This window comes from Candidatus Zixiibacteriota bacterium, from assembly GCA_017999435.1.
GTDB lineage: Bacteria > Zixibacteria > MSB-5A5 > GN15 > FEB-12 > JAGNLV01.
Map to the genome: position 1 here is coordinate 276,994 of JAGNLV010000003.1, position 21,043 is coordinate 298,036.

The following is a 21,043-nucleotide window of genomic DNA, read 5'->3' on the forward strand; positions in this document are numbered from 1 at the left end:
TCGCCCGCCCGCCGGCGGCCGGCGTGCGGCTTCTCCCGCTGCTATTTCAACAGCAGCATCTTCTTTGTCTCAACAAAGCCCTCGGCCGTCAGACGGTAGAAATACATGCCCGAGGACACCCGCGAGGCATCCCAGGTCACCGTGTGTATTCCCGCGCCGAAGCTTGCATCGGCGAGCACCGCCACGCGCTGCCCGACCACGTTGAACACTTCGAGAGTCGCGTGTTGCGGGGTCGGCAGCGAGAAGCTGATCTCGGTCGCCGGGTTGAGCGGGTTCGGGTAGTTCTGGGCGAGGTCGAAGCCCGCCGGGGCGGTCCGGGCCAGCGGGCCAAGGTCCTCGCCGTACACCCAGCCGCTCTCGCAGGCCCGGGTCACGGCGTTGGCGGCGGCCTGGTAGGCGAGGCTCGCGTGCGCGACGTTGGTCACGGTGAAACACCACTCGCCGCTCGGCTTCTTGACACCGCTCGACCGCAGCGTCACCGTGCCGTCGCCCGCCGTCACGCCGCTCGTGCTGCCGGAGGTGGCGCCGTCGTACGCGGCGGAGACGGTCGCGCCGCCCACGGGCGATCCGTTCTGGTCGACGATCGTGACGACGCACCCCCCGAAGTAGTTCGCGCCGACCTTCGCGCGCGTCACGGCCATGCCGCCGACGTGCATCGCGGCATTCGGGTCCGTGACTGTAATGTAGTCGGTCTTGGTCTCAGCGTCCGACCCGTAGGCGTTCGACACCGTGAGCGTGACCGTGTACGTGCCCACGGCGCTGTACGCGTGGCTCGGGTTCTGCGCGGCCGAGGCGTCGCCGTCGCCGAAAGTCCAGCTCCACGCGGTCGGGCCGCCCGTCGACAGGTCGGAGAACTGCACCGTCAGCGGCGCGGCCCCCGAGGCGGGAATGCCCGCGAACTGCGCATTCGGCGCGGTCGGACCGGCGGTGTACTCGATGTACATCTGGTCGATGGCGACCTGATCCAGCGACGTCTTTCCCCAGTTGCGGTCGGTATCGACGGCGCGGATGTACACGGTGCCGGTGATTCCGGCGGGCAGGGCCGCGGAATACGCCTGCTCGGCCGCACTGGCCACCGTCACCAGCGTCGTGTACGCCGCGTTGTCCGTCGAGTAGGCGAAAGCGATGTTGTCGTTGTCGCTGTTGGCCGGGCGAGACGCCTCCACGACGAACATCATGGCGGCGCCGCCGCTGCCGACGTCGATCGTCCACTTGTGCTCGAGGTAGCTGTAGGTCTTGACCGGGTGCCCGGTGTACAGCACCTCCGTGATTGTCTGGCTGACATTGTCGCTCGCCGCCAGGCGGGCGAATGTGCCGGTCACCGTCCCCGCCGCCGGCAGATCAGCCGATGGATACGCCCGCGTCGCCTGCGGCAGCTCGCTCACCGAGATGTATCCAAGCTTGGTTTCCGTGTCCGAGCCGTACGCGTTGGTCGCGGTCAGGGACACCGTGTAGGTTCCGGCGGCCGTATACGTGTGGCTCGGGTTCTGCGCGGTCGAGGCGCCGCCGTCGCCGAAATCCCAGCTCCAGGCGGTCGGCGCGTTGGCCGACAGGTCGGTGAACTGGACAGTGAGCGGGGCCGTGCCTGAGGTCGGGCTGCCCGTGAACTCGGCCGCGGGCGGCAGCTGCGGCGGCTCGGTGACGGTGATGTAGCCCACTTTCGTCTCGGTATCCGATCCGCACGCCCCGCTCGCAGTCAGCGCCACCGTGTAGGTCCCGGCGGCCGCGTACGAGTGGCTTGGGTTCTGCGCGGTCGACGTGCCGCCGTCACCGAAGTCCCAACTGAAGGCCGTCGCATTCGTCGACTGACTGGTGAAAGTCACCGTGAGCGGCGCCTGGCCCGAGGTCGGGCTGCCGACGAATGCCGCCGAGGGCAGCGAATTGACGGTGATGTACGCCGCTTTAGCCGCCTGGGCGTTGCAGCCCTGGTTGCTGCTGGTGATGGTCAGCGTGACCGTGTAGGTCCCCGCCGCGTAGTAGGTGTGGCCGGGGTTCGAGGCGGTCGACGTGCCGCCATCGCCGAACGTCCACGCCCAACCGTCAATCCCCGTGCCGGTCGACAGATCGGTGAAATTTACGGTGAGCGGGAGGCATCCGGAGACGGGCGTGCCGCTGAAATCGGCGGCCAGGTCGCAGCCGCCGCCGGCCGCATCGAGACACTTGCGGGCGTCGATGATCCCCGCTCCGAGGTCGCGCGATCCGCCGTAGGGGTTGGTGTTGGCAGGATCGGTGATGAGGGCGATCTTTTGCGCGGCGCTCAGCCCCGGATTGAACGACTCCAGCAGCGCGACCACGCCTGCCGCGTGCGGGCAGGCCATCGAGGTGCCGTCCATGGTCGCAATGTAGTCAACGCCGGGATCGGCCGGATCGGTAATCGTGCTGAGCACGCTCACCCCCGGCGCGGCGATGTCCACCCACGAGCCGTAGTTGGTGAAACTGGCGTTGTTGCCGCTCTGATCGGTGGCCGCCACATCAAGGCAGTCGCCGCGGCCGCCGAGGTAGCTCGGCGTGCTCGAACTGGAGTTGCCGGCCGCCACGCAGATGACGACGTCCTGGGCGATGAGGAAATCGGCCGCCGCGCCCAGCCCGCCGCTGTTGGAGCTGCCGAAGGAGCAGTTGATGGCGGCGACATTCCAGCCGGCCAGCTTCAGGTTGGCCATGTAGTACATGGCCTCGGCGACATAATCCATGATCACGACGCCGGTCGGTCCGTAGATCCAGTAGTCGAGCACGTAACCGATCCGGCACGGCACCACTTTCACCCCGGTGCCGCCGCCGGCGAAGGTGCCTTCACCGTAGCCGCCGGCGACCCCCGCCACGGCGTAGCCGTTGTTGGTAATCGCCGCGATCGTCCCGGCCGTGTGCGTCCCGTGGCCGTTGCCGTCGGAGGGATCGTTGTCGGCGCCGCCGCAGTCGATATCGATGCAGGGGTAGGAATACCAGTCGGTGCGGTCGACGAAATCCCAGCCGATGAGATCATCGGTGTAGCCGTTGCCGTCGTCGTCGATTCCGTTGCCGGGCACCTCGTAGGCGTTGACCCAGATGTTCCCGTTGGTGCTCGCGTCATTCGGTCCCGGCGGGTTGCTCCCCCCGAGATCGCCGTGATTGTACATGGTGCCGATATCGAGATCCCCGACGATCACGGCCGGGTCGCCCGTCTCGCTGTCCCAGGCGGTGTGGGCACGGATCCCGTAAGAGTCCCAATAATGCCACTGGTCATAGGGGTATTCCGGCGGCGGGTTGTCGTAGTAAGGGTCGTTCGGGAGGGCGAAGAGGGTGTGGATGCCGATCGGTTCGACGTGGTCGACATCCGGCAGGGCGCCGTAGGCGGCCATGGCCTCGTCGAGCGATCCGGTCCCGATCGTGACTTTGTAGTGCCGCGCGAGCCGGCCGGCGTCCCCCGCGGCCCGCGTCTGCCGGTCGGCGCCGGGGAATTGCGGCCGCAAGGCTTTCACCTGGAACCGCCCCTGCAGGTCCGCAAAACCGGGCAGGGCGGCGAGCGCCGTCGGCGCCCGCAGATCCTTGGCGTGGTCGACCGCCACCCCTTCTTTCAGGACCACGATGAATCGATCGGGCACATGACCCAGAAAACTCGGGAGCCCCTGCGTCACACTGGGGTTCTCCACGTGTCGCGGGGTTTCGGCAGAGATTCCTCCCGCGGCGGCCAGGGCGAGAAGCAGCCCGGCCGTTGCCAGCGTTCTCATTGTTCCTCCTGTGAGTCTTCCTGTTCTTGTCCGAATGGTGAGTTCCGTGATTCACGGTCAAAGGCTCATGACGGCAAGATTGTCTGGGTCGCATCACCTCCTCGGACGCCGGACCGGCGGATTCGTCGGGCGCTGCATCCTGCTCTTCGTATTAAATCGATGCGATACGGCCTGCTGAACGGGCTTCGTTCTCAATATACGCCGCGCGGAGGTTCCGACAAGTGAAAAGAGGGCGGGCGCCGGGCGGCGAAGAAACTGTTGTCCCGGCGGGCGCCATCGGCGATATTCGCCCCATGAACGTGAAGGCTCTCGACGACGCAGGTGATCGCGGCCGCTCCCGGGCCGACTGGCGCTGGGCCGTGCTGCTCCTTTTGCCCTTCGCGCCGGCGCTCCTGATCGCGGCGCACTACCGCGCGCTGGTCGCCGCCGCCTACTTCACCGCCCTCGCCGCGCTCGTGATGCTCGCTTTCCCCCGCCTCTTGTTCACCCTGTTTCTCATCTCCATCGGGCTGTTCCTCCCCTACTACGTCACCGACACGATGGCGATCAGCCCGGCCGACCTGCTCCTGGCGCTGCTGGCGGTGATCGCTCTGCTGGACTTCCTCCTGCGCGATTCGACGGCTATCCGCCTGAGCCGGATCGACGGGCCGTTTTTGGCGCTCATCGGTGGGACCGTGATCTCCGCTTTCTTCGCCCACAACCAGGCTTATTCGATCATCCCTGTTGTTCGTATTGTGGTGGTCTACGCAGCCTACCGTCTGACTTTCAAGTTCGGCAGCGAGTTGGGGGTTCGTTGCGTGCTAAGGCGGTACGTTCTGTTCGTGGCGGCGCTCTCGCTCATCAACGCGGTGCTGTTTGTTCTCGCCGGCGGGCGCGAGCGCGTCTTCGGGCCGGCCTGGCTGGGTTACGAGCCGCTGTCGATGACGGCGCTGCCGATGGCGGTGACGTTCGCGGTGTGGGCCGAAAGGCACGCCGAGCGGCTCCGGTACATCTTCGCCGCACTCCTCATCGGCTTCGGTATGCTGGCGGCGGGATCGCGCGGGCCGATGCTCGCGGTGTTGCTGGTGGTGCCGCTCCTGATGTTTTTCGGGTGGCGCAAGGCCCGCCGCGAGCAGACCATCACAACCCGGCGCGTGCTGCGCGGGATGCTCCTCCCCCTGGTCGCCATTCTCGCCCTCGTCATCGTGCTCCAGGAACTCCTGTTCACGGGTTTGATCGATCGGATCCGGACTCTGGTCGAGTCGATCGGCGACCCGCAGGAGACCGTACTGCTCCGCGTGGTGCTGGCAAAAGCGGCAATCGGCGCGTTCCTCAGCGATCCCCTCACCGGCATCGGCATCGGCAATTTCCGGGTTGTCGATGAGGTCGTGCCGCAGATTCGCCTCGAACCGGTGTGGTTCTATATCCGCGGCATGTCGGCGCACAACGTCCTGCTGCACTACTTGGCGGAAACAGGCCTGCTGGGCGCCGTGCCGCTGGTTCTTCTGGCGCTCACCGGCGTGCGCACCGCGTACCGCTGTTTTCGGCGGCCGCTTGCCCACCGCCACCAGCAGGTATCGGCGGCGCTGTTTGCCGGCATGCTGGTCTTCGCGATCACGCTCCTGTATATGCGGGCGTGGACCTGGGGGCAGGAGGGCTATGTGATGGGTCTGCTTTTCGGACTCACCGCCGCCTGGGCCTGGGAGACGGAAGCTGGCCCTCCGGATACGAAAGGACCGCGCGGTTACCCGCCAGCGGAGACTTGATTGGCCTGGGGCGAGCCCCACCCCCTCACTCCCAGGTCAGGCTCACGGCCAGGTTCCGCCCCGGTTCGTTGACGCCCGAACCGTGGATCCGGTACGCCGCATCGAACACGTTGTCCAGAGCCGCGCTCACCGTCACCGCGCGCCCCACCTTCACGCCCGCCCGCACCTGCACCACCGCGTACCCGGGCGTCCCTCCCGGCGGAATGCGCTGCGTGTCCTGGCGGTCGGCTGCGGACAGGTTGTCCTGGCGGCCCGCCACGGTCAGTTCCCCCCCGGCCCACATGCGCCGATCGGCCGAGCGCCAGACCGCCTCGCACGTGAATTCCGGCGGCATCAGCCGGTCGAGCGGCTCCCGCGCTTCCTCTCCCGAGGAGGTCGGGTAGCTGTCCGCCCGTCCGTCGATCCAGGCGCCGCCCGCGGCCACCGTAAGCCCCGCACCGAGGTACACCGCCGCGCGCGCCTCCAGTCCGGTCACATAGCCGGTCGCGGCATTGCGTTTGGTCACCACGTAGTTGTCCTCGAGCATCTCGCCGGTGGGGACGCGGATGATGAGGTCGCGGATGGCCGTGTAGAAAACCGCGACCTCCCCCGACCACCGCCCCCGGCGCGTTTTCACGCCGGCTTCATAGCAGAGAAAGGTTTCGGGCTCAAGGTCGGGGGCGGGGATTTCGAGTTCATTGGTGCGGGCGATATCGAAGCGGGTGAGGTCCGAGAGGTTCGGCGCCCGGTAGGCGTGCGACACCCCTCCATAAATCCGCCACTCTTCGGCCGGCCGCCACATGATGCGGCCGGTTGCGGCCGCGTGCCGCCAGTCGCGTTCCAGCGAGTACACTCGGTCGGCCTGAAGCGGGTCCTGGATGCGCCCGGCGTCGACCCCCACGTACGAGAATCGCCCCCCGGCCAGCAGGCTGAACCGCCCGAGGGTCCATTCGGCCTGGGCGAAGAAATCCCAGGTGTCGTAGGTGGAGCGGTCGGCCACCGGCCCCTGGGCCGACTCCTGCACGAGCGCCCCCGCCGCATCGTAGTCCGAGGCCCACGAGGAAACCCTGTCCCGGTAGAGGTCGATCCCGACCGTGGCGCGGGCCTGCAGGAGCGCCAGCTCCGTCTCGACCGACAAGCCGACCGTACGCACCGTGCACCCCTGCCGCCGCGCGGTGCGGTCCTTCTTCACCCGGTCCTGTTCCTCGTTCTGGCGGTGCCACGACAGGGTGCCCGAGAGCCGCTGGACCCGGCCCGACAGGTCGAACACCGTGTACCGCGCATATCCCAGGTCGCGCTCCTGGTCCAGCACGCACCGGCGGTCGCTGCCGACGGTCGTGCCTTCCCAGCTGATCCCGTAGATCGTCTTGTGCGCCCGCCAGACATCCTCCTGCGTTGTCCGCTGGTATGCGCCCGCCAGCTGGCTGTTTCGGCGCGGCGAATATTCGGCGCGCACGTCCACATTCCACTCATCGTAGCCGGTTTTCGGCTGCGCGCCGACCCCGCCTCCGGCGCGGAGGTCGCCGAAGAGTTTCCCCGTGAGGCCGACCGCAAGGCCGAGGTGTTCGGCCGGCGCCGCGGCGAGACTGATCCGGCCCGTGTGCGAATCCTCGGCGCTCGCGTAGCGGTACTGCCAGCCGGGACGCGCCGTGCGGTTCGCCAGGAGCGCCGAGGGATGCGGCGGGATCACATTCACGACCCCCCCGACCGCATCGGTGCCGTAGAGCACCGATCCCGGGCCCATGACCACCTCGACCGCCTCGACCGAATGGAGGTCAACCGTGCTCCAGTACTGGTTGGGACCGGAACGAAAGACCGAGTTGTTCAACCGGATGCCGTCGACGAGCAGGAGCGTGTGAAACCCGGTAAGCCCCCGCAAGTACGGAGAGGCCTGGCCGTACGCCGTTTTCTGCACCATGGCGCCGGGAACCTCGGCCAGCGCATCCGGAAGCGTCCGCGCCAGCCGCTCGCTCCGCGCCGAGGCTCCGCTGAGCGAGGAGGCGGCGGCCGGAAGATCGAGCTTGCGGTGGGCGCTGCGGGTGGCCGTCACGAGAACTGTCCCCAGTTCGACTTCCGGCCCGGCGGCGGCCGAATCCCCGGCCGGCCGGCTCGCGGCGACGGTGTCCGATGAGGCGATTGTGGTGCTCTCGGCGCCGCGCACCGTTCCGGCGGCGGCCAGCACGGCCGCTGCCGCAATGATCGTGCCGATACTCACTGCTCTGTTCACCTTGCCTCTGCCCTTCATCACTTGCAGGCGCGCCGGTTAGAGTTCAACCCGCAGCGAGACAGTTGCCTGCCGGGGCGCCGCCGGATAGTACCGGTACGGCTGCTGTCCGACCTGGGCGAGCAACGGATCGAAGTACCCGTCGTATTCGTATCGCTCGTCAAAAAGGTTATCGATTCGCACATCCAGCCGGAACGCCCGCCAGCCATACCCGCACATCACCGCGACCTCCGCATGGTCGGAGAGCCGCCGGGTGTTGGCGGCATCCAGCCACTGGTCAATCCGCCCGGATATCAGAACGCCCGCCGCCAGACCCGGCGCCACGGCATAGACTGCTTCCGCCCGATACGACCACTCCGGCACTCCGGCCAGCCGGTGGTCGGCGTGCTCGCCGGACCGGATCACGGCGCGGGTGTAGATGCCCGAAAACTCAACCGTCAGGTCCGGCCGCACCGGCCCGCCGCCGGCGATTTCCACACCTGTGTGATGCGACCGTCCGACATTGATATAACACATGGCCCCTTGGTCGAAATCGATCTCCTCCCGCAGCCGATAGTGGTAGATGCTCACCGTACCGTAGCCGCCGCGGCGGTTGCGGAATTTCGTCCCGATCTCCCACGCGGTCCCGGTCATCGGCTCAAGGTTGCTGTTCGATAGCAGGATGAAGGAGTTAGTGGGCGGGCCGGCGTTGAATGGAGCGGATCCATACAAGTGATTCAGGGTCGGGGACTTAAAGGCCCCCGAGACCATTCCGTAACACTGCACGCCCCGTCCGGCCGCGACACTGACTGCGACGCTCGGCGACAACCGGAACCATGATTGAGATTGGGTCGTGGAGAGGGCAGTCAGGTTGGTGGCCTCATACTCAAACTCGGTAGCGGCGTGGTCGGCGCGAAGCCCGCCGGTTACTGCCAGCCGCGGCATAAGTTCGAGCCGGGTCCGGGCGAAAGCGGCCACCGCCGCGCGCCAGCCGGAGCCCCCCACGATCACGTTTTTCGATTGCCGTTCCCGGTACTCCGAGTCCAACCGCCCGCAATCCAGTGACACCCCAAGGCTTGTGCGCCAGGGTCGGCCGGCCGCCGTCGCCTGCATTTCCACGGCCCCCTCTCCGCCTGCCGATATGACCCTGGGGCGGTAATCCATCGCCTGCGTCGTCGTCACGATCTTGTCGGCGTCGGTCACCCGGAGCCAGGAGCTGCCATGCCACTGGCCACGCCGCCCAAGCGTTCCCGTCCCCGAGAAACCGGCGGTAAAGCAGCGGCTCTCGGCGTCATCCTCAAGAGGGTTGCCGTACGCATCGCGCGCCGCTCCCGCCCGATCGGTCGCCAGTTGCGCCTCCGTCACCGCCCCCGGCTGCTGCTCTTCGGTATGCGAAAACGAGAGCATGCCGCACAGGCGCGCAGCGCGGGCCGCCGTCGACATCACCCGCACCAGGCCTGTTTCCTGCACAAACCGGCTGTGGGCCCGCCATCCGTGGCTCCGACGAACGCCGCCTGAGGCCAGCACATCGCACGGACCGGCCGGCCTCTGGATAGTGACAACCGCACCGAGCGCATCATCGGCCGATCCGGTCAACGCCAGGCCGATCCGGTGGTGTCCCCGCTCCGCGGTCGAGAATCCGAGCAACCCCCCCATCGCGAAGTCGCCGTACTGGGCCGAGACCGGGCCGCGCGTTGCCTCGACCCGCCCGATCGCCTCCAAGCCAAGGTCGGTCAGCGGCGCGAGACCGGTCGAGATGTCGTTCAGCGGGATGCCGTCGAGGCTGACCAGCAGGTACTGGGCCAGCCCCCCGCCGTAGAAGCCGCGCACATCGACCACCGCCTGTCCCCACGGGTTGCCGGAGGGATATGCGCGGAGACCGGGGAGTGAGGCGGCCAGGTCGGCCGGGGTGCGGTAGCGAAGCGCGCGGTCCGGCCCGAGCGCCCGGACCGTCACCGCCGCCGGGACCTCCCAGACGGCGAGCGGGATCCGGTCGGCCTCGACCACGATGTCCGACAGCGAGACCACGGCTGTATCCGGCTGGCCCTGAGCCGGCACCGCGGCGGTGTCGCGAGCGGCCTGGGGAGCGCCCACAGCCCCAGGTCCGATCAAAGCCGCTCCCGCTGTCACGATGCAGAGTGTGGCCGCACGAAAGTACATACAGGGTGTTTTCGGCACTCCGAAGTCGTCGATGTGAGCCGGGCCTGGGGAAACCGCCTGCGTCTTGCCGGGCGCCCCGCCGCCTGCCCACAAGATACCATCGTTTCGCGCGAAGTCAAGGCGCGGATCGTAGTATAATTGAACGATTTATCCTTGACAGCGCAGCGTTCCGTGCGTAGCTTGGGCCAAGACAAAGAGCAGGGCGAGGACCCTTTCTTCGAGCGACTCTGACCCAGTGCCGGGCCGCCGATCCGAACAGAATGTTATGACACACTCCCTGTTCCCCGCGCTCGTGAGCTTGCTGGCGGCTGTGGCTGCCGCGGGCGTGCGGTCGGAAACCGATGTACCCTCCCCCCCCGCGGACACCCTCGTCCGGTACGTGAGTGACCATGAGATTCGCGTCGGGAATGTCCTGATGGACATCTCGGCGCTGACGGTTTCGGCGCCCGGCTGGGTGAACCAGAAAACCGGTCTCGTCGAGTACCTGGCGGTCACATCCGAAGGGAAGCGTCATGAGTCGGTGCTGGTTCTCGATGTCCAGCCGCTCCATCTCCAGACCGCTCTGCTCCTGTTCGGTCTCGATTTCGGCCAGAACCTCGCCTTCCAGGGGGACTCCGTCCCCCCGCGCGGGGACAGCGTCGACATTTCGGTCGCCTGGCTAGGCCCGGAGGGGGATTCGGTGGTGGTGCCAGCCTCCGAGCTGCTCTTTGACTATCACGACTCGGTGGTGGCGCCTACCACTCCGTGGGTGTTCACCGGCTCCATGATTCACCTGGATCGGCTCCAGGCCGACCTTGAGGGATCGATCATCGCGACCTATTCCGATCCCGTCGCCATCCTCAACAACCCGGCCTCGGCCCGGTCGGACGATACCTTCTACGGCGTGAACGAAGCGCTCGTCCCGCCCCCCGGCACACCGGTGGTCCTGATTATCACAGTGCCGTTGCGCACGGGAGAAGACAAATGAAGACGTTCGCGGCCGTCGCGATCCTGGCGGCGTTTCCTCTCCTGATCGCCCCGCCCCTGCCTGCCCAGCCGGCGCACCCGTTCGACCTCTCGCTGCGGCATGAGGTCGAGCGAAGCGTTGCGGCCGGCCTGCAGTACCTGGCGGGCACGCAGAAAGACAACGGCTCGTGGAGCTACTACGTGGGGATCACCGGGCTGGCGACGACCGCTTTCCTCCAGGCGCCGTCGGCCGTGAAGGAGCAGTACTGGGCCAACATTGACCGCGGCCTGGCGTTTGTGCTCGCCAATGTCCGGCCCAACGGCGGCCTCTACCCCGATATCGAACCGCAACTGCACGCCTACAACACGGCCATCTGCCTCATGGCCCTCGTGGCCGCCGACAACCCGGCCTACAAAGACATCATCATCAATGCGCGCGATTACCTCCTCAGCCTTCAGGCCGACGAAGACGAGGGGATCAGTCCGGACAGCTCGACCTACGGCGGTATCGGCTACAATCGCGACGAGCGCTCCGACCTGTCCAACATGCAGTTCGCCCTCGAGGCGCTGCGGGCATCCGAGGACTTCAAACCGACCGCCGAGTACGCCGGCAAGGTGGAATACCGGGGGGACGCGGTGCAGGAGACGGCTGAAGTCTCCAACAAGGAGCTTTTCTGGGAGAAGGCCATCCTGTTCCTCCAGCGTTCGCAGAACTACCGCAAGTACAACGACTACGAGTGGTCGAGCGACGACGGCGGCTTCATCTACTACCCGGGATCGTCGAAAGCCGGCGGCACGACGTCGTACGGCGGCATGACCTATGCCGGCATGAAGAGTTTCATCCACGCCGGGCTGCGCCGGGAGGATGAGCGGGTGCAGAAAGCGTATGCCTGGATTCGCGCCAACTACACGGTCGAGGAAAATCCCGAGCTCGGCCGCCAGGGTCTCTTCTACTTCTACAGCGTGATGGCCAAGGCGCTCTCGCTCTTTGGCGACAGCCTGCTCGTCGACAGCGGCGGCGTCGCCCACGACTGGCGGGGCGATCTCGCCGACAAACTGATTTCGATACAGCAGTCCGACGGTTCCTGGGTCAACGAGAACGGGCGCTGGTGGGAAAACAACCCCGACCTGGTGACGGCGTACTGCGTGATGGCTCTGGAGAAACTGCTGCAACCGCTGGCGCCGAAGATGGAATAGAATGACAACGCGGTGGCGCCGGCACCGCCGCAAGAGACCGGCAGTCGCCGGTCCCGGCGGGCGCGGCGAAGGGAGGTGACTGATCGGGGGAGCGAGGTAATCGGAGTGCGCATCCGCGCGGCCCGGGCCGGGAACGCAACCGCCGGCTGGACAGGCGACCGCCTGCGGCCGCCCGACGCCTCGCCACGGATGCGCCGCAGGATCCTCAGGCATGAGAACGCCGGCGCTCTCTTCGGCCGGCTCCGGCTGTCGCCCCTGCGGCTGCGACCGACGGCCGGCTCAAGAAGTCCGGCTCGTGAATACGGATGAATTTGGACAGATGCTCGTTTCGAGCAAGGTGGATTCACATGAACGATGTAGCGGTCTTTTCGATGCGGCTGGCGCGTCTCCTCGCGGCGCTCGCCGTCGTCGCGATTCTCACCGGCGGCGCCGCGGCAGCCTCCGGCAGCGCGAACCCGACGGGGCAGCCGAAACCGGCGGGCAGTCAGGACGTGCTCCCGCCCGCGTTCAGCGAAGGTTTCACTCTTCCCGCCCCCGAGGCGGTGGCCTTGGAGCCCGAGATTGTTCCGTCGCTGGGCGACCCCAAGGTGGCTCCCAGCGTCAATGTCATGCCCGGCAAATTCGTGGGCCGCGGCGAACCGTACACCTGGGTCGGGCGCATCCTGACCATCTGGGGCAACGTCAAGAACGGCGCGCCCCCCCTGACCTTCGAGTGGCAGTTTGGCGACGGCAGCGCCCCGGTCACAGGATCGGTGAGCAACGCCAAATATATCGCCACGACCCACACCTATGCGTCCTCCGGCATTAAGCGCGCCGTCCTGACCGTCACCGATGCCGACGGATTCTCCGACCGGGATACCGTCATCATCGACGTCATCGGCACGCCGACGCTCAAGGACAGCATCAACGCCTCGGTGGAGGACGGACTGCGGTACCTCTACAATTCGCAGAACACCGGGGGTCTCTGGATCGGGTACTCGAGTTACTATGTCAGCGCGACCGCGCAGGCGGTTCTCTGTTTTGAAAATCAGGGCTACCTTCCGAGCGACGATCCGAACGAGAACATCTACGTCGAGTGCATCCAGCAGGGGCTCGATTACCTCACCGCCAACCTGCGACCGGTCGCGATCGGCCTGCAGACGTACTGCGATCCGGAAGCCGTTGCTCCCGGCAACACCGACGCCAACGGTCTCGGCATCTACCCCGTCTCGGGATCCCCGTATGAGGCCGGGCCGATCATGATGGCGCTAGCCGGTTCGGGCGACGCGATGAAGACGCATCCCGCCGGCACCGGCGTCGCCAACGTCATCGGCCGCTCCTACTACGAGATCCTCGTCGACATGGTCGACTGGTGCGCCTGGGCCCAGAACGAGTCCGGCCGCGGCGGCTGGCGCTATTCGGCCAACTACAGCTCCTCGGACAACTCCGTCTCCCAGTGGCCGACGATCGGCCTGGAGGCGGCCGAGAAGCAGTGGGGCATTTCGCCGCCGCCCTGCGTGAAATCGGAACTGCGGCTCTGGATCAACGCCAGCCAGCTCGCCAACGGACGCTTCACCTACTACCCGAGCACGTACGCCACCAGCTACGTGCCGATGACCGGAGCCGGCCTGTGTGAAATGTCCTTTGTCGGCATTCCCACCGACAGCGGCCGGGTCAAGCGGGCCATGCAGCAGCTCTTCCTCGGCTGGTCCGACTACTACGGCAAGGGGTTCCCGTACGCCATGTACGGCATCAAGAAGGGCTGCGACATCGCCCGCCCCGAACCGATCGAGGATCTCGACACCACCGCCGGCTACTTCGACTGGTATTCCGACTACGCCCGCTACCTGCTGGCTCCCGGCCGCCAGAATGCGACCACCGGCCAATTCCTCATCCATCACGGCTACCTGGGCGACGCCCGCATCCATGACCACACTTGGTGCATCCTTGTGCTCGAGCCGGTCACCTGCGTCCCCGACGCCATCATCAACTCCGCCGATACGGTCGGCGTCTCCCAGCCGTTTGTGCTCGACGGATCCGCCTCCAACCACCCCTGCGGAGAGATCCTCCAGTGGCGGTGGGATTTCGATGTCAGCGACGGCATCGATTTCGATAATCCCGACGCCATCGGCCAGGTCGTCACCCATCCGGGAGTCCCTCTCCCGCCGGGGGATCCGCTGGGCGACGTGACCGTGGCTCTCCGCGTCTACGACGACAACGACCCGGTGCAGACCGGCGACGACCAGAAGACGATCGTCATTTCGCGCGGGTGCAAGGCGCCGGTCGCGGTGCTCGGCGGACCCTACGCCGGCCACCCCGGCGACGTCATCACCTTCGACGCCTGCGCGTCGTACGATCCCGATGCCGAGGATCCGGATTCCGAGTGCCCCGACTCGATCGTCTCGTTCGCATGGGACTTCAACGGCGACGGCATCTACAACGACTACGCCGACTCCGCTTCCTGCACCCCCGCCCACTCGTGGCCGGCGCCGACCGAGGATTACATCTGCGTCGAGGTGAGAGATTCTTACGGCAAGGCCGACTCCCTGTGTGTGCCCGTCAAAATCTCGCCCATCGATCTGGATCTGCAACCCGAGAACATCTCCTTCAACCCGGCGACGGGAACGGAGGGGGATCTCATCACCATCCGAGCGGACATCTTCTTCAACTCCGAGTTCGACACGACCATCCATAATGTGCTGATCCGTTTCTACGATGGGGACCCGAACGTTCTCGTCCAGCAGATCGGCCCCGATCAAATCCTGGCGAGCATCGATTCCGGTCAGACCGTCGTGCTCGAGGTCAACTGGACGGTTCCCGACCTGCTCCCCCACGACATCTACATCGTCGTCGACCCGTTGGGCACCATCCCGGAATGGGACGAGAGCAACAACCGGGCGTACCGGACCTGGGTCCCGGGCCAGTGCGAGGAGGACCGCCTGGTGGTCATCCCCTGGGTGCAGTACGAGTTCTACGCCCGCCACATCGGGCCGCTGACGCTCGATTCCCTGTGCCTGTGGGCGGACGATTCCTGCACCTGGCTCCAGACGCCGATCACGGTTAATCCGCTCCAGTCTTATGCCTGGATCGGCAATTTCGCAGACCCTTACGGGCCGGACGATGTCGACACGGCGACGCTCATGATCAACGATGCGGTCCCGCTCCACGGGTTCGCCGCCGACCTGGTCGGCTCCCCCGAGTCGTTCCCGTTCCTTGACCAGATTTTCCCCGGCCAGTTGGTGCTGCGCATGCGCTACAGTATTCCCGCCCTCGTGCAGTACTACATCGACTCGCTGGCCGCTCTCCCTGAACCGGAACTCATGTGGGACGAAGCGGTCTATCCGCTGGCTGTGAAGGGGCAGTACCTCGACGGCACCGCGTTCAACCTGTGCACCGACCTGATCATCATCGGCCACCGCTCGGGCGACGTCAACGGCGATGACAGCCGGACGGTCACCGATATCACGTTCCTGATCGGCTACCTGTTCCGGGGCGGCCCGGCGCCGGATCCGGTGTATCTCGGCGACGTCAACCACGACGGTCAGACCACTGTGGCTGATATCACACGCCTTGTCGGGATCATCTTCCGGGGCGAGTAGCCGTCCCGACCGCGGGCGCGGCACGGCCGCGCGCCAATCGGCTCACACTAACCGGCTGGAGCTTCGGCTCCGGCCGGTTTCGTTTGTGGCCGCAGGCGACGGCCGAGGGCTCCGCCGATTATCCCGCCGATCCCCCCGCTGATCCTCCCGCCGATCGCCTCTCTTATGGGCCGGGACCATGCCCCGCTTCCGCACGCCGCACGCCGCCGCGCAAACCACGAGATCCGTAGGGGAGAGGAGAGAGGGGAGGAGAAGATCATGCCGAAGGGGGGACTCTACAGGCAGCGTTTCTGTAATGCTATGCCGTTAAGCGGGTTGCGCCGTAAGCCATTATCCGGGATGGGTTTAGGCGTTTTTATGCTTTTGTATCGAGTTCTGTCGGACGCGGAGGTTTTGACCCTCACGTGGGCACAAAATGGACACAAGCACCTCAGTCGCGCGGCCCGGCCGACGGTCTAAGGATGCCGACATCGCGCACGCATCGTGTCCCACCGCATTCATCGCCGCTGGTTCTTCCTTTCGAGCTTGAAATGAACCTTGTACGTGTAGAAGTCAATGTTCGGAGCGACGGCCAGTGCCCGACGGAGCTTTATGTCGTCTTCGAAGGCGATGATAACCCCGCGTACGTTCTGGTTTGATTCCGCCAGCTCCTCCTTCACGTATCCCATGTACCGCTGCACCTGCCCGACCACCACGTCGCTCGCCCTGCCCTTCTTGAGTTCAATGACGACAATTTCCTTTCCATCCTTGCTGACCGCCAGAATGTCAATCGGTCCGGTGTCGGTCTGGTACTGCTGCCCTGCCAACTCCCCGTCCTCCTCGAATACGTCGTAGTGCTTACCGAGCTCCGTATGATGCCAGTTCTGTACAAGGAAGTCTTCCAGGTGTTTCTCCAACGCGAAAGCGCTCGGATCTTCAACGGTCGCGTCAGTACTGACAATGGTCAGTGGTTGGCCCCCGGCGATGAGCCGCTCGATCTCGGCGGCATGCCGGGAGACGTTGATGACCGGAGGGCCCGACGAAAGCGATTTTCGGAGCGGCTCACTCATCTCGTCACGGGTCAAGGGCCGGTCGAACCAGCGCACCACGCGGCGGTGCGGCAGTTCTTCTCCCTTCTTGTACTCATATCCGCCCGTCACCTCACCGACGAAGTAATTCCCCTTGCCGTCGGGGCAGAGTACGACATCCCCTACCTGAACGCCCTTGGCCACGGTCCACAGCATGCCGCAAGCCAGGCCGGCCGATACCTTGGGCTTGCCAGGGTTTTGCTTCATCCAGACAGGGATGAACTCTCTGTTGAAATCCCGCCAGTTGTCGGGCAAATGATGTGTCAGGTCTCGGTCGGTGATGAATCCGGCCGCGATGCAGTTGCTCCTGTACGCCTCTTCAGCAAAACAGTTCTTACTGCCAAGCAGAATGCGGAAATAGCTTTTCATGATGCGGATTTGAGCCTCATTCCATTTATGTGCTCTTGCGCGATACCCAGAACTCTCGCTGTTGTGCTACCGCTCGATTATGACCACGCCACAAATTAACGAGCACTGTACAATGAGGCAACCGCTTTCTCAGACTCCGCGCTCTGACGCTGGCCGCTCCTTAGCTCGATTCGGCCCCGCCACGGGGAGGAGAAACGTGGGTGGTAGTCGCACACTACGGATTCCTTATGCTCTCGCGTAGAATGAAACGCACGAACCGCCCTTCGCAGCTGATCGACGACACGGGTCCCATCCATCTCGGCTGCCAGCCGCCCGTCGCGTTTGACAAAGACAAGGCCCGTGACCGAAGCCACGAGCCTACATATCCGCATCTCACCGCCAACTCACGGGCACGCTACCGGAGCCGGGCCACCGCGGAACACGTAGGCGATGAGGAAAGTGATATCCGCAACAGCCAACTTTCCATCCGCCGTCACATCCGCCTCGGCAAGGCAGTCCGGTGCAGGCCCGCCGCGAAAGACATGGTTGATGAGGAACGTGATATCCACGACCGTGACCTTGTCCTCTTCATCGAAATCAACATTCCCTCTGATACCGTTGCAGCACTTGGTCCACTCAGCGATTTAGGCGGAGACCAGGCTGCCTGCGACGGTGAAGCGGCCGCCTGCGATCAGGGTGCGGTCGAACACGGTCAGGGCATTGACCCAGTCATTCATTCCCGAGCCAAGCGGCGACCAGGTGGAACCGTCCGAAGCGGCAATGTAATTGGCACTGGTCCCGCCTGCCGCGGTGAAATAGCCGCCTGCGATCAAAGCGCCGTTGAACACGGTCAGGGCGTTGACGGCATCATTCATTCCCGGCCCGAGCGCAGGGAATCCGTCCCCCGCGGCCAGCACCCACGCTTTCGGTCCCCGTCGCGGTCGGACACGACTGCCACGCCCGTGCTGCTGGTCGGCAGTACTCGAGGTCACATCTTGGCCGCCTACACAAAGAAGGCCAGATCCTCGCTGCCCTGTGCGACTACCTATTGGTCAACCTTCATGAGCTGCTCGACCTTGTGCTGGAGTTCGTCAAGGCGCTGACGAATTGCGGAGTTGTCCGCGTTCAACGACGAGTTCTCCTTTGCCAACTGCTTGACCGCTTCCACCAAGACGGCGGTGAGCCGACCATAGTCGACGGCGCGGTAATTCTGGTCGCCCCAGGTCGTAACCAACTCCGGAAGTACTTTCTCAACCTCCTGTGCGATGACGCCGATTTCCCGATGACCGGAGGACCGTCCGAGGGAGTCGTATCGCTCATTCCAATCGAAAGAAACGCCGTTTATCTGCTCGATCTTCTCAAGGGCGTCGACAATTGGCGCCACATTCGCCTTGAGACGGTCGTCCGACGAAGTGGGGAAGCTGGTCGCGTGGCATGAGCCCGCAACATCGAGCTTGTAGCCGGGTGTGGAGGTACCGACACCGACGTTGAGATTGGGTAAGAGAGCGATATCACCGACGTCGGTGGCCAGATAGCCGTCGGTGCCATTGTGGTACATCTCTATCCGACTGCCCCAGCCCGACGGATTTCTCCCGTAGACCGCAAGGTGCGCGTCATACGATCTGTTACCCGTGAATCCGGAGTAGAAGCCGAAGTACTGATCCTCAGTGTCGTCTCCTTCCAACGTCCCAAGCTGATTATTGCTGAAAAAGATGCCGCAGCGGCCGGGATCATTGTGACTGTCGGTGTGAAGTGTCAATCCTCCGATGTGTTCTGAGAAGCGGGTGATCTTGACGTTACCAGTGAAGAATCCGGCCGAATCACCGAAGCCGCAGACCGCCTTGCCGTAATAAGCCAGTGCGCCGGAGCAGTCTGCCCAATGACCTGAGCCGGTATCAGTCTGGGCAAGAACTCCAGTACGGTTCGACGCGATAGTGACTATTGCGCCTCCGGAATCATTTAGCGCCAATAACCCCTCGTCGTACTTTCCTATCGCTTCAGCAAGAATCGCGCGTGTATCCTCGCCAAGCGTCGCGTAGTTGCCGCTACTGCTATGCTCTCCCATAATCCCATAGGTGGAGCCTTTCCCATAGACTCCGCGCCGCCCGAGCCCGTACACTCCTAGACCGAACGCACTTGAAGCGTATACCCCTGTGCTGTCTGTACTGGAAGCGCGAATGCCGACCCCGGAAGTACACTCGCCGAATATACCAACTTCGTTTGCCTGCTGGGCTGAACCTGCAACGCCAAAATACTCACCTCCCAGCGTTCCACTGCAACCGGAACTGGTGTCCTTTCCGAACACGCCGTCATTCAGGCCTCCCAGATAACCGTAGTTGTGCGAGGTCGGATGTTCACCGAACACTCCCTTGCTCCCCGTCCCGTAGATACCATACTTAGACGCACTGGAGCCTTGCACGCCATAGCCCGAACCGCAATAACCAAAGACTCCAGCTGAACTGCCGCTCACTGCACTGCCGGAAATCCCGTGCCCCGATCCACTGGTTGCACTGTAGAGTGCAGGAGTTGGGTTGGCGGCGTTGTCGAGGTTGAAGTATGCGGTGCCGCCCGTTGCATCGGTCATGGTGACATCGAGTTTGTTGTTCGCTCCATTCGTACCTATCGAGACCTTGTCGGTGAGCGTCGTCAGCCGGACCGTAGGTCCGCCGTCGGTCCACCCGCCGCCACCGCCGGCGACTCCGAAGGCCATGGCTGCCGTATCGGCGAATAGCGCCTTAAAGGCGAAGGGGACGGTGTTCAGTTTCACGCGGGGGATGATTTCCGGGTCCGCGCCTACTTTGATGCCAAGGTACCGCGTGGTGTCGCCGGTGAAGAGTGTGCTCGGCAGGGCCGTGGAATCCCCGAGAGTATAGGCAAACAACCCCCCGATTACGGTGACGTGTCGGTAGCCGTTGTCCCAGAGAACCACCCCCTCGGTTGGAGCGTTGTAGATGACGAAGCGAATCAGATAACTGCCGTCGGGAACATTGGCGCCGGCCGATGTGGTTAGCCGTCCCTGGTAAGTGAACGTGGTTGGAACGGCGGCGAGCGCCAGCGCTGCGGCGCACGCCACAATGAGCATGGCCGAAATGAGTTTGGATATGAGATGAAGTCGCTTCATGGCGGATTCTCCTTGGCTGTTGATGATCATATCTTCCCTGCGAGTAATGGAACGTTCCGACAGGAACCGAACTGTTCGCTGTCGATGATTCGATATGAATAAGATAGCCCCATTTGCATATTTGTCAACGCTGTATTGAACGGGGTTTGGCTGCTCCGAGCCGGCAGTGCAGACGGGATGCTCACGCGTGACCGCCGCTGGGGGGGAGCGGCGTGGGGGGTAGTTCGCAGGCTATGGATTCGTTGCTGTCGGGCGCTTGACGAAACGCACAACCCCCAACTCACTTCTAATGCACGGCACCGGTCCCGAGCAGCTTTCACCTCGGTTAGCGGCCGCGTTCGACAAAGAGAAGGCCCGTGACCGAAGTCACGGGCCTACATATATGCATCTCATAGGTCAACTCACGGGCAGGCTACCGGCGGCGGCCCGCCTCTGAAAACGTAGGCAATCAGAAACGTGACGTCAGCGACGTTCACGTACGTTGGGTCATCACCTGTGACGTCAGCATGAAGGCTGCAATTCGGAGGTGGGCCGCCCCGCCACACGTATGCGATAAGGAATGTGATGTCAGCCACCTTAACAAGACCGTCGCCAGTTACGTCGCCTCTCAGCTCGCAGCAATACGGCTCAGCAATGATAAATGGCGACAGGGTAGCCGTCCGACCGCAGAGTGTGTTTTGGTCGGTGTCGGGAGAACCGTCGACTGTTACATCTCCCCAGGACGAGTCATGGTAATGGAATAAACGGAGGCTGTCTTCCGGACCCGTAAGCCAGGACTCATCGTAAGTGAAGCAGAGTGTAACATTGCCGACCCAAGAGGCCCCGCTGAAAACGTCGTAGAACTTACCGAGGGAGTCTGGGACAATCGAGTACCCGTCCGGTGGGACAGTATCGGGCGTAATCACATCTCTCCGAACCTCTACTACCCCCGGTCCGGTGACCACATTAAGCTGCCTGGAGATGCCGCCTGCTCGAGCAGCCGGTTTTCATGCGACC

At 64.5% G+C, this 21,043-nt stretch carries 11 protein-coding genes; 4 read left to right on the forward strand and 7 right to left on the reverse strand.

Annotated features, from left to right (window positions below; translation table 11 throughout):
* Positions 1–41: 41 nt before the first annotated feature.
* Positions 42–3,704 (reverse strand): PKD domain-containing protein, encoded by a 3,663-nt coding sequence (locus tag KA261_09300; GenBank protein ID MBP7697993.1) that lies wholly within the window; start codon positions 3,702–3,704, stop codon positions 42–44.
* A gap of 293 nt (positions 3,705–3,997) precedes the next feature.
* Between KA261_09300 and KA261_09305 the strand changes: the two genes are divergently transcribed.
* Entirely contained in the window at positions 3,998–5,449 is a 1,452-nt protein-coding gene (locus KA261_09305; protein ID MBP7697994.1) for an O-antigen ligase family protein, read from the forward strand.
* Between the two features lie 25 nt (positions 5,450–5,474).
* Here KA261_09305 and KA261_09310 read toward each other — a convergent pair whose 3' ends face one another.
* Positions 5,475–7,655, reverse strand: a complete 2,181-nt coding sequence (locus KA261_09310) for a TonB-dependent receptor (protein MBP7697995.1) — start codon at positions 7,653–7,655, stop codon at positions 5,475–5,477.
* A 36-nt stretch (positions 7,656–7,691) separates the two neighbouring features.
* On the reverse strand, positions 7,692–9,659 hold the full coding sequence (locus KA261_09315) for a TonB-dependent receptor (GenBank protein MBP7697996.1): 1,968 nt from the start codon (positions 9,657–9,659) through the stop codon (positions 7,692–7,694).
* Between the two features lie 397 nt (positions 9,660–10,056).
* On the opposite strand from KA261_09315, the gene KA261_09320 reads away from it, so the two are divergent.
* The 3 genes from KA261_09320 (at position 10,057) to KA261_09330 (ending at position 15,511) form a co-directional block, all read left to right on the forward strand.
* The gene (locus KA261_09320) at positions 10,057–10,758 is read left to right on the forward strand and encodes a hypothetical protein (GenBank protein MBP7697997.1); all 702 of its coding nucleotides are present in this window, start codon (positions 10,057–10,059) and stop codon (positions 10,756–10,758) included.
* Positions 10,755–11,933, forward strand: coding sequence for a terpene cyclase/mutase family protein (locus KA261_09325; GenBank protein MBP7697998.1), 1,179 nt, complete (start codon positions 10,755–10,757; stop codon positions 11,931–11,933). The genes KA261_09320 and KA261_09325 overlap by 4 nt, the downstream gene beginning before the upstream one ends.
* Before the next feature lie 347 nt (positions 11,934–12,280).
* Entirely contained in the window at positions 12,281–15,511 is a 3,231-nt protein-coding gene (locus tag KA261_09330) for a PKD domain-containing protein (protein MBP7697999.1), read from the forward strand.
* A gap of 497 nt (positions 15,512–16,008) precedes the next feature.
* Here KA261_09330 and KA261_09335 read toward each other — a convergent pair whose 3' ends face one another.
* The 4 genes from KA261_09335 to KA261_09350 all read right to left on the reverse strand — a co-directional run bounded on the left by KA261_09335 (position 16,009) and on the right by KA261_09350 (position 20,047).
* A complete protein-coding gene (locus tag KA261_09335; GenBank protein ID MBP7698000.1) occupies positions 16,009–16,947 on the reverse strand; it encodes a DUF1016 family protein in 939 nt (312 codons plus the stop codon).
* Between the two features lie 383 nt (positions 16,948–17,330).
* The gene (locus tag KA261_09340; GenBank protein ID MBP7698001.1) at positions 17,331–17,495 is read right to left on the reverse strand and encodes a hypothetical protein; all 165 of its coding nucleotides are present in this window, start codon (positions 17,493–17,495) and stop codon (positions 17,331–17,333) included.
* Positions 17,496–17,570: 75 nt separating this feature from the next.
* Complete coding sequence (locus KA261_09345; GenBank protein ID MBP7698002.1) at positions 17,571–17,801, reverse strand: hypothetical protein; 231 nt, start codon at positions 17,799–17,801, stop codon at positions 17,571–17,573.
* A 170-nt stretch (positions 17,802–17,971) separates the two neighbouring features.
* On the reverse strand, positions 17,972–20,047 hold the full coding sequence (locus KA261_09350; protein ID MBP7698003.1) for a tail fiber domain-containing protein: 2,076 nt from the start codon (positions 20,045–20,047) through the stop codon (positions 17,972–17,974).
* Positions 20,048–21,043: the final 996 nt, after the last annotated feature.

Coding starts and splice junctions, on each gene's coding strand:
- KA261_09350 (MBP7698003.1), bottom strand. CDS start 20,047: ATGAAGCGACTTCATCTCATATCCAAACTCATTTCGGCCATGCTCATT.
- KA261_09320 (MBP7697997.1), top strand. CDS start 10,057: ATGACACACTCCCTGTTCCCCGCGCTCGTGAGCTTGCTGGCGGCTGTG.
- KA261_09345 (MBP7698002.1), bottom strand. CDS start 17,801: ATGAATGATGCCGTCAACGCCCTGACCGTGTTCAACGGCGCTTTGATC.
- KA261_09325 (MBP7697998.1), top strand. CDS start 10,755: ATGAAGACGTTCGCGGCCGTCGCGATCCTGGCGGCGTTTCCTCTCCTG.
- KA261_09300 (MBP7697993.1), bottom strand. CDS start 3,704: ATGAGAACGCTGGCAACGGCCGGGCTGCTTCTCGCCCTGGCCGCCGCG.
- KA261_09305 (MBP7697994.1), top strand. CDS start 3,998: ATGAACGTGAAGGCTCTCGACGACGCAGGTGATCGCGGCCGCTCCCGG.
- KA261_09335 (MBP7698000.1), bottom strand. CDS start 16,947: ATGAAAAGCTATTTCCGCATTCTGCTTGGCAGTAAGAACTGTTTTGCT.
- KA261_09330 (MBP7697999.1), top strand. CDS start 12,281: ATGAACGATGTAGCGGTCTTTTCGATGCGGCTGGCGCGTCTCCTCGCG.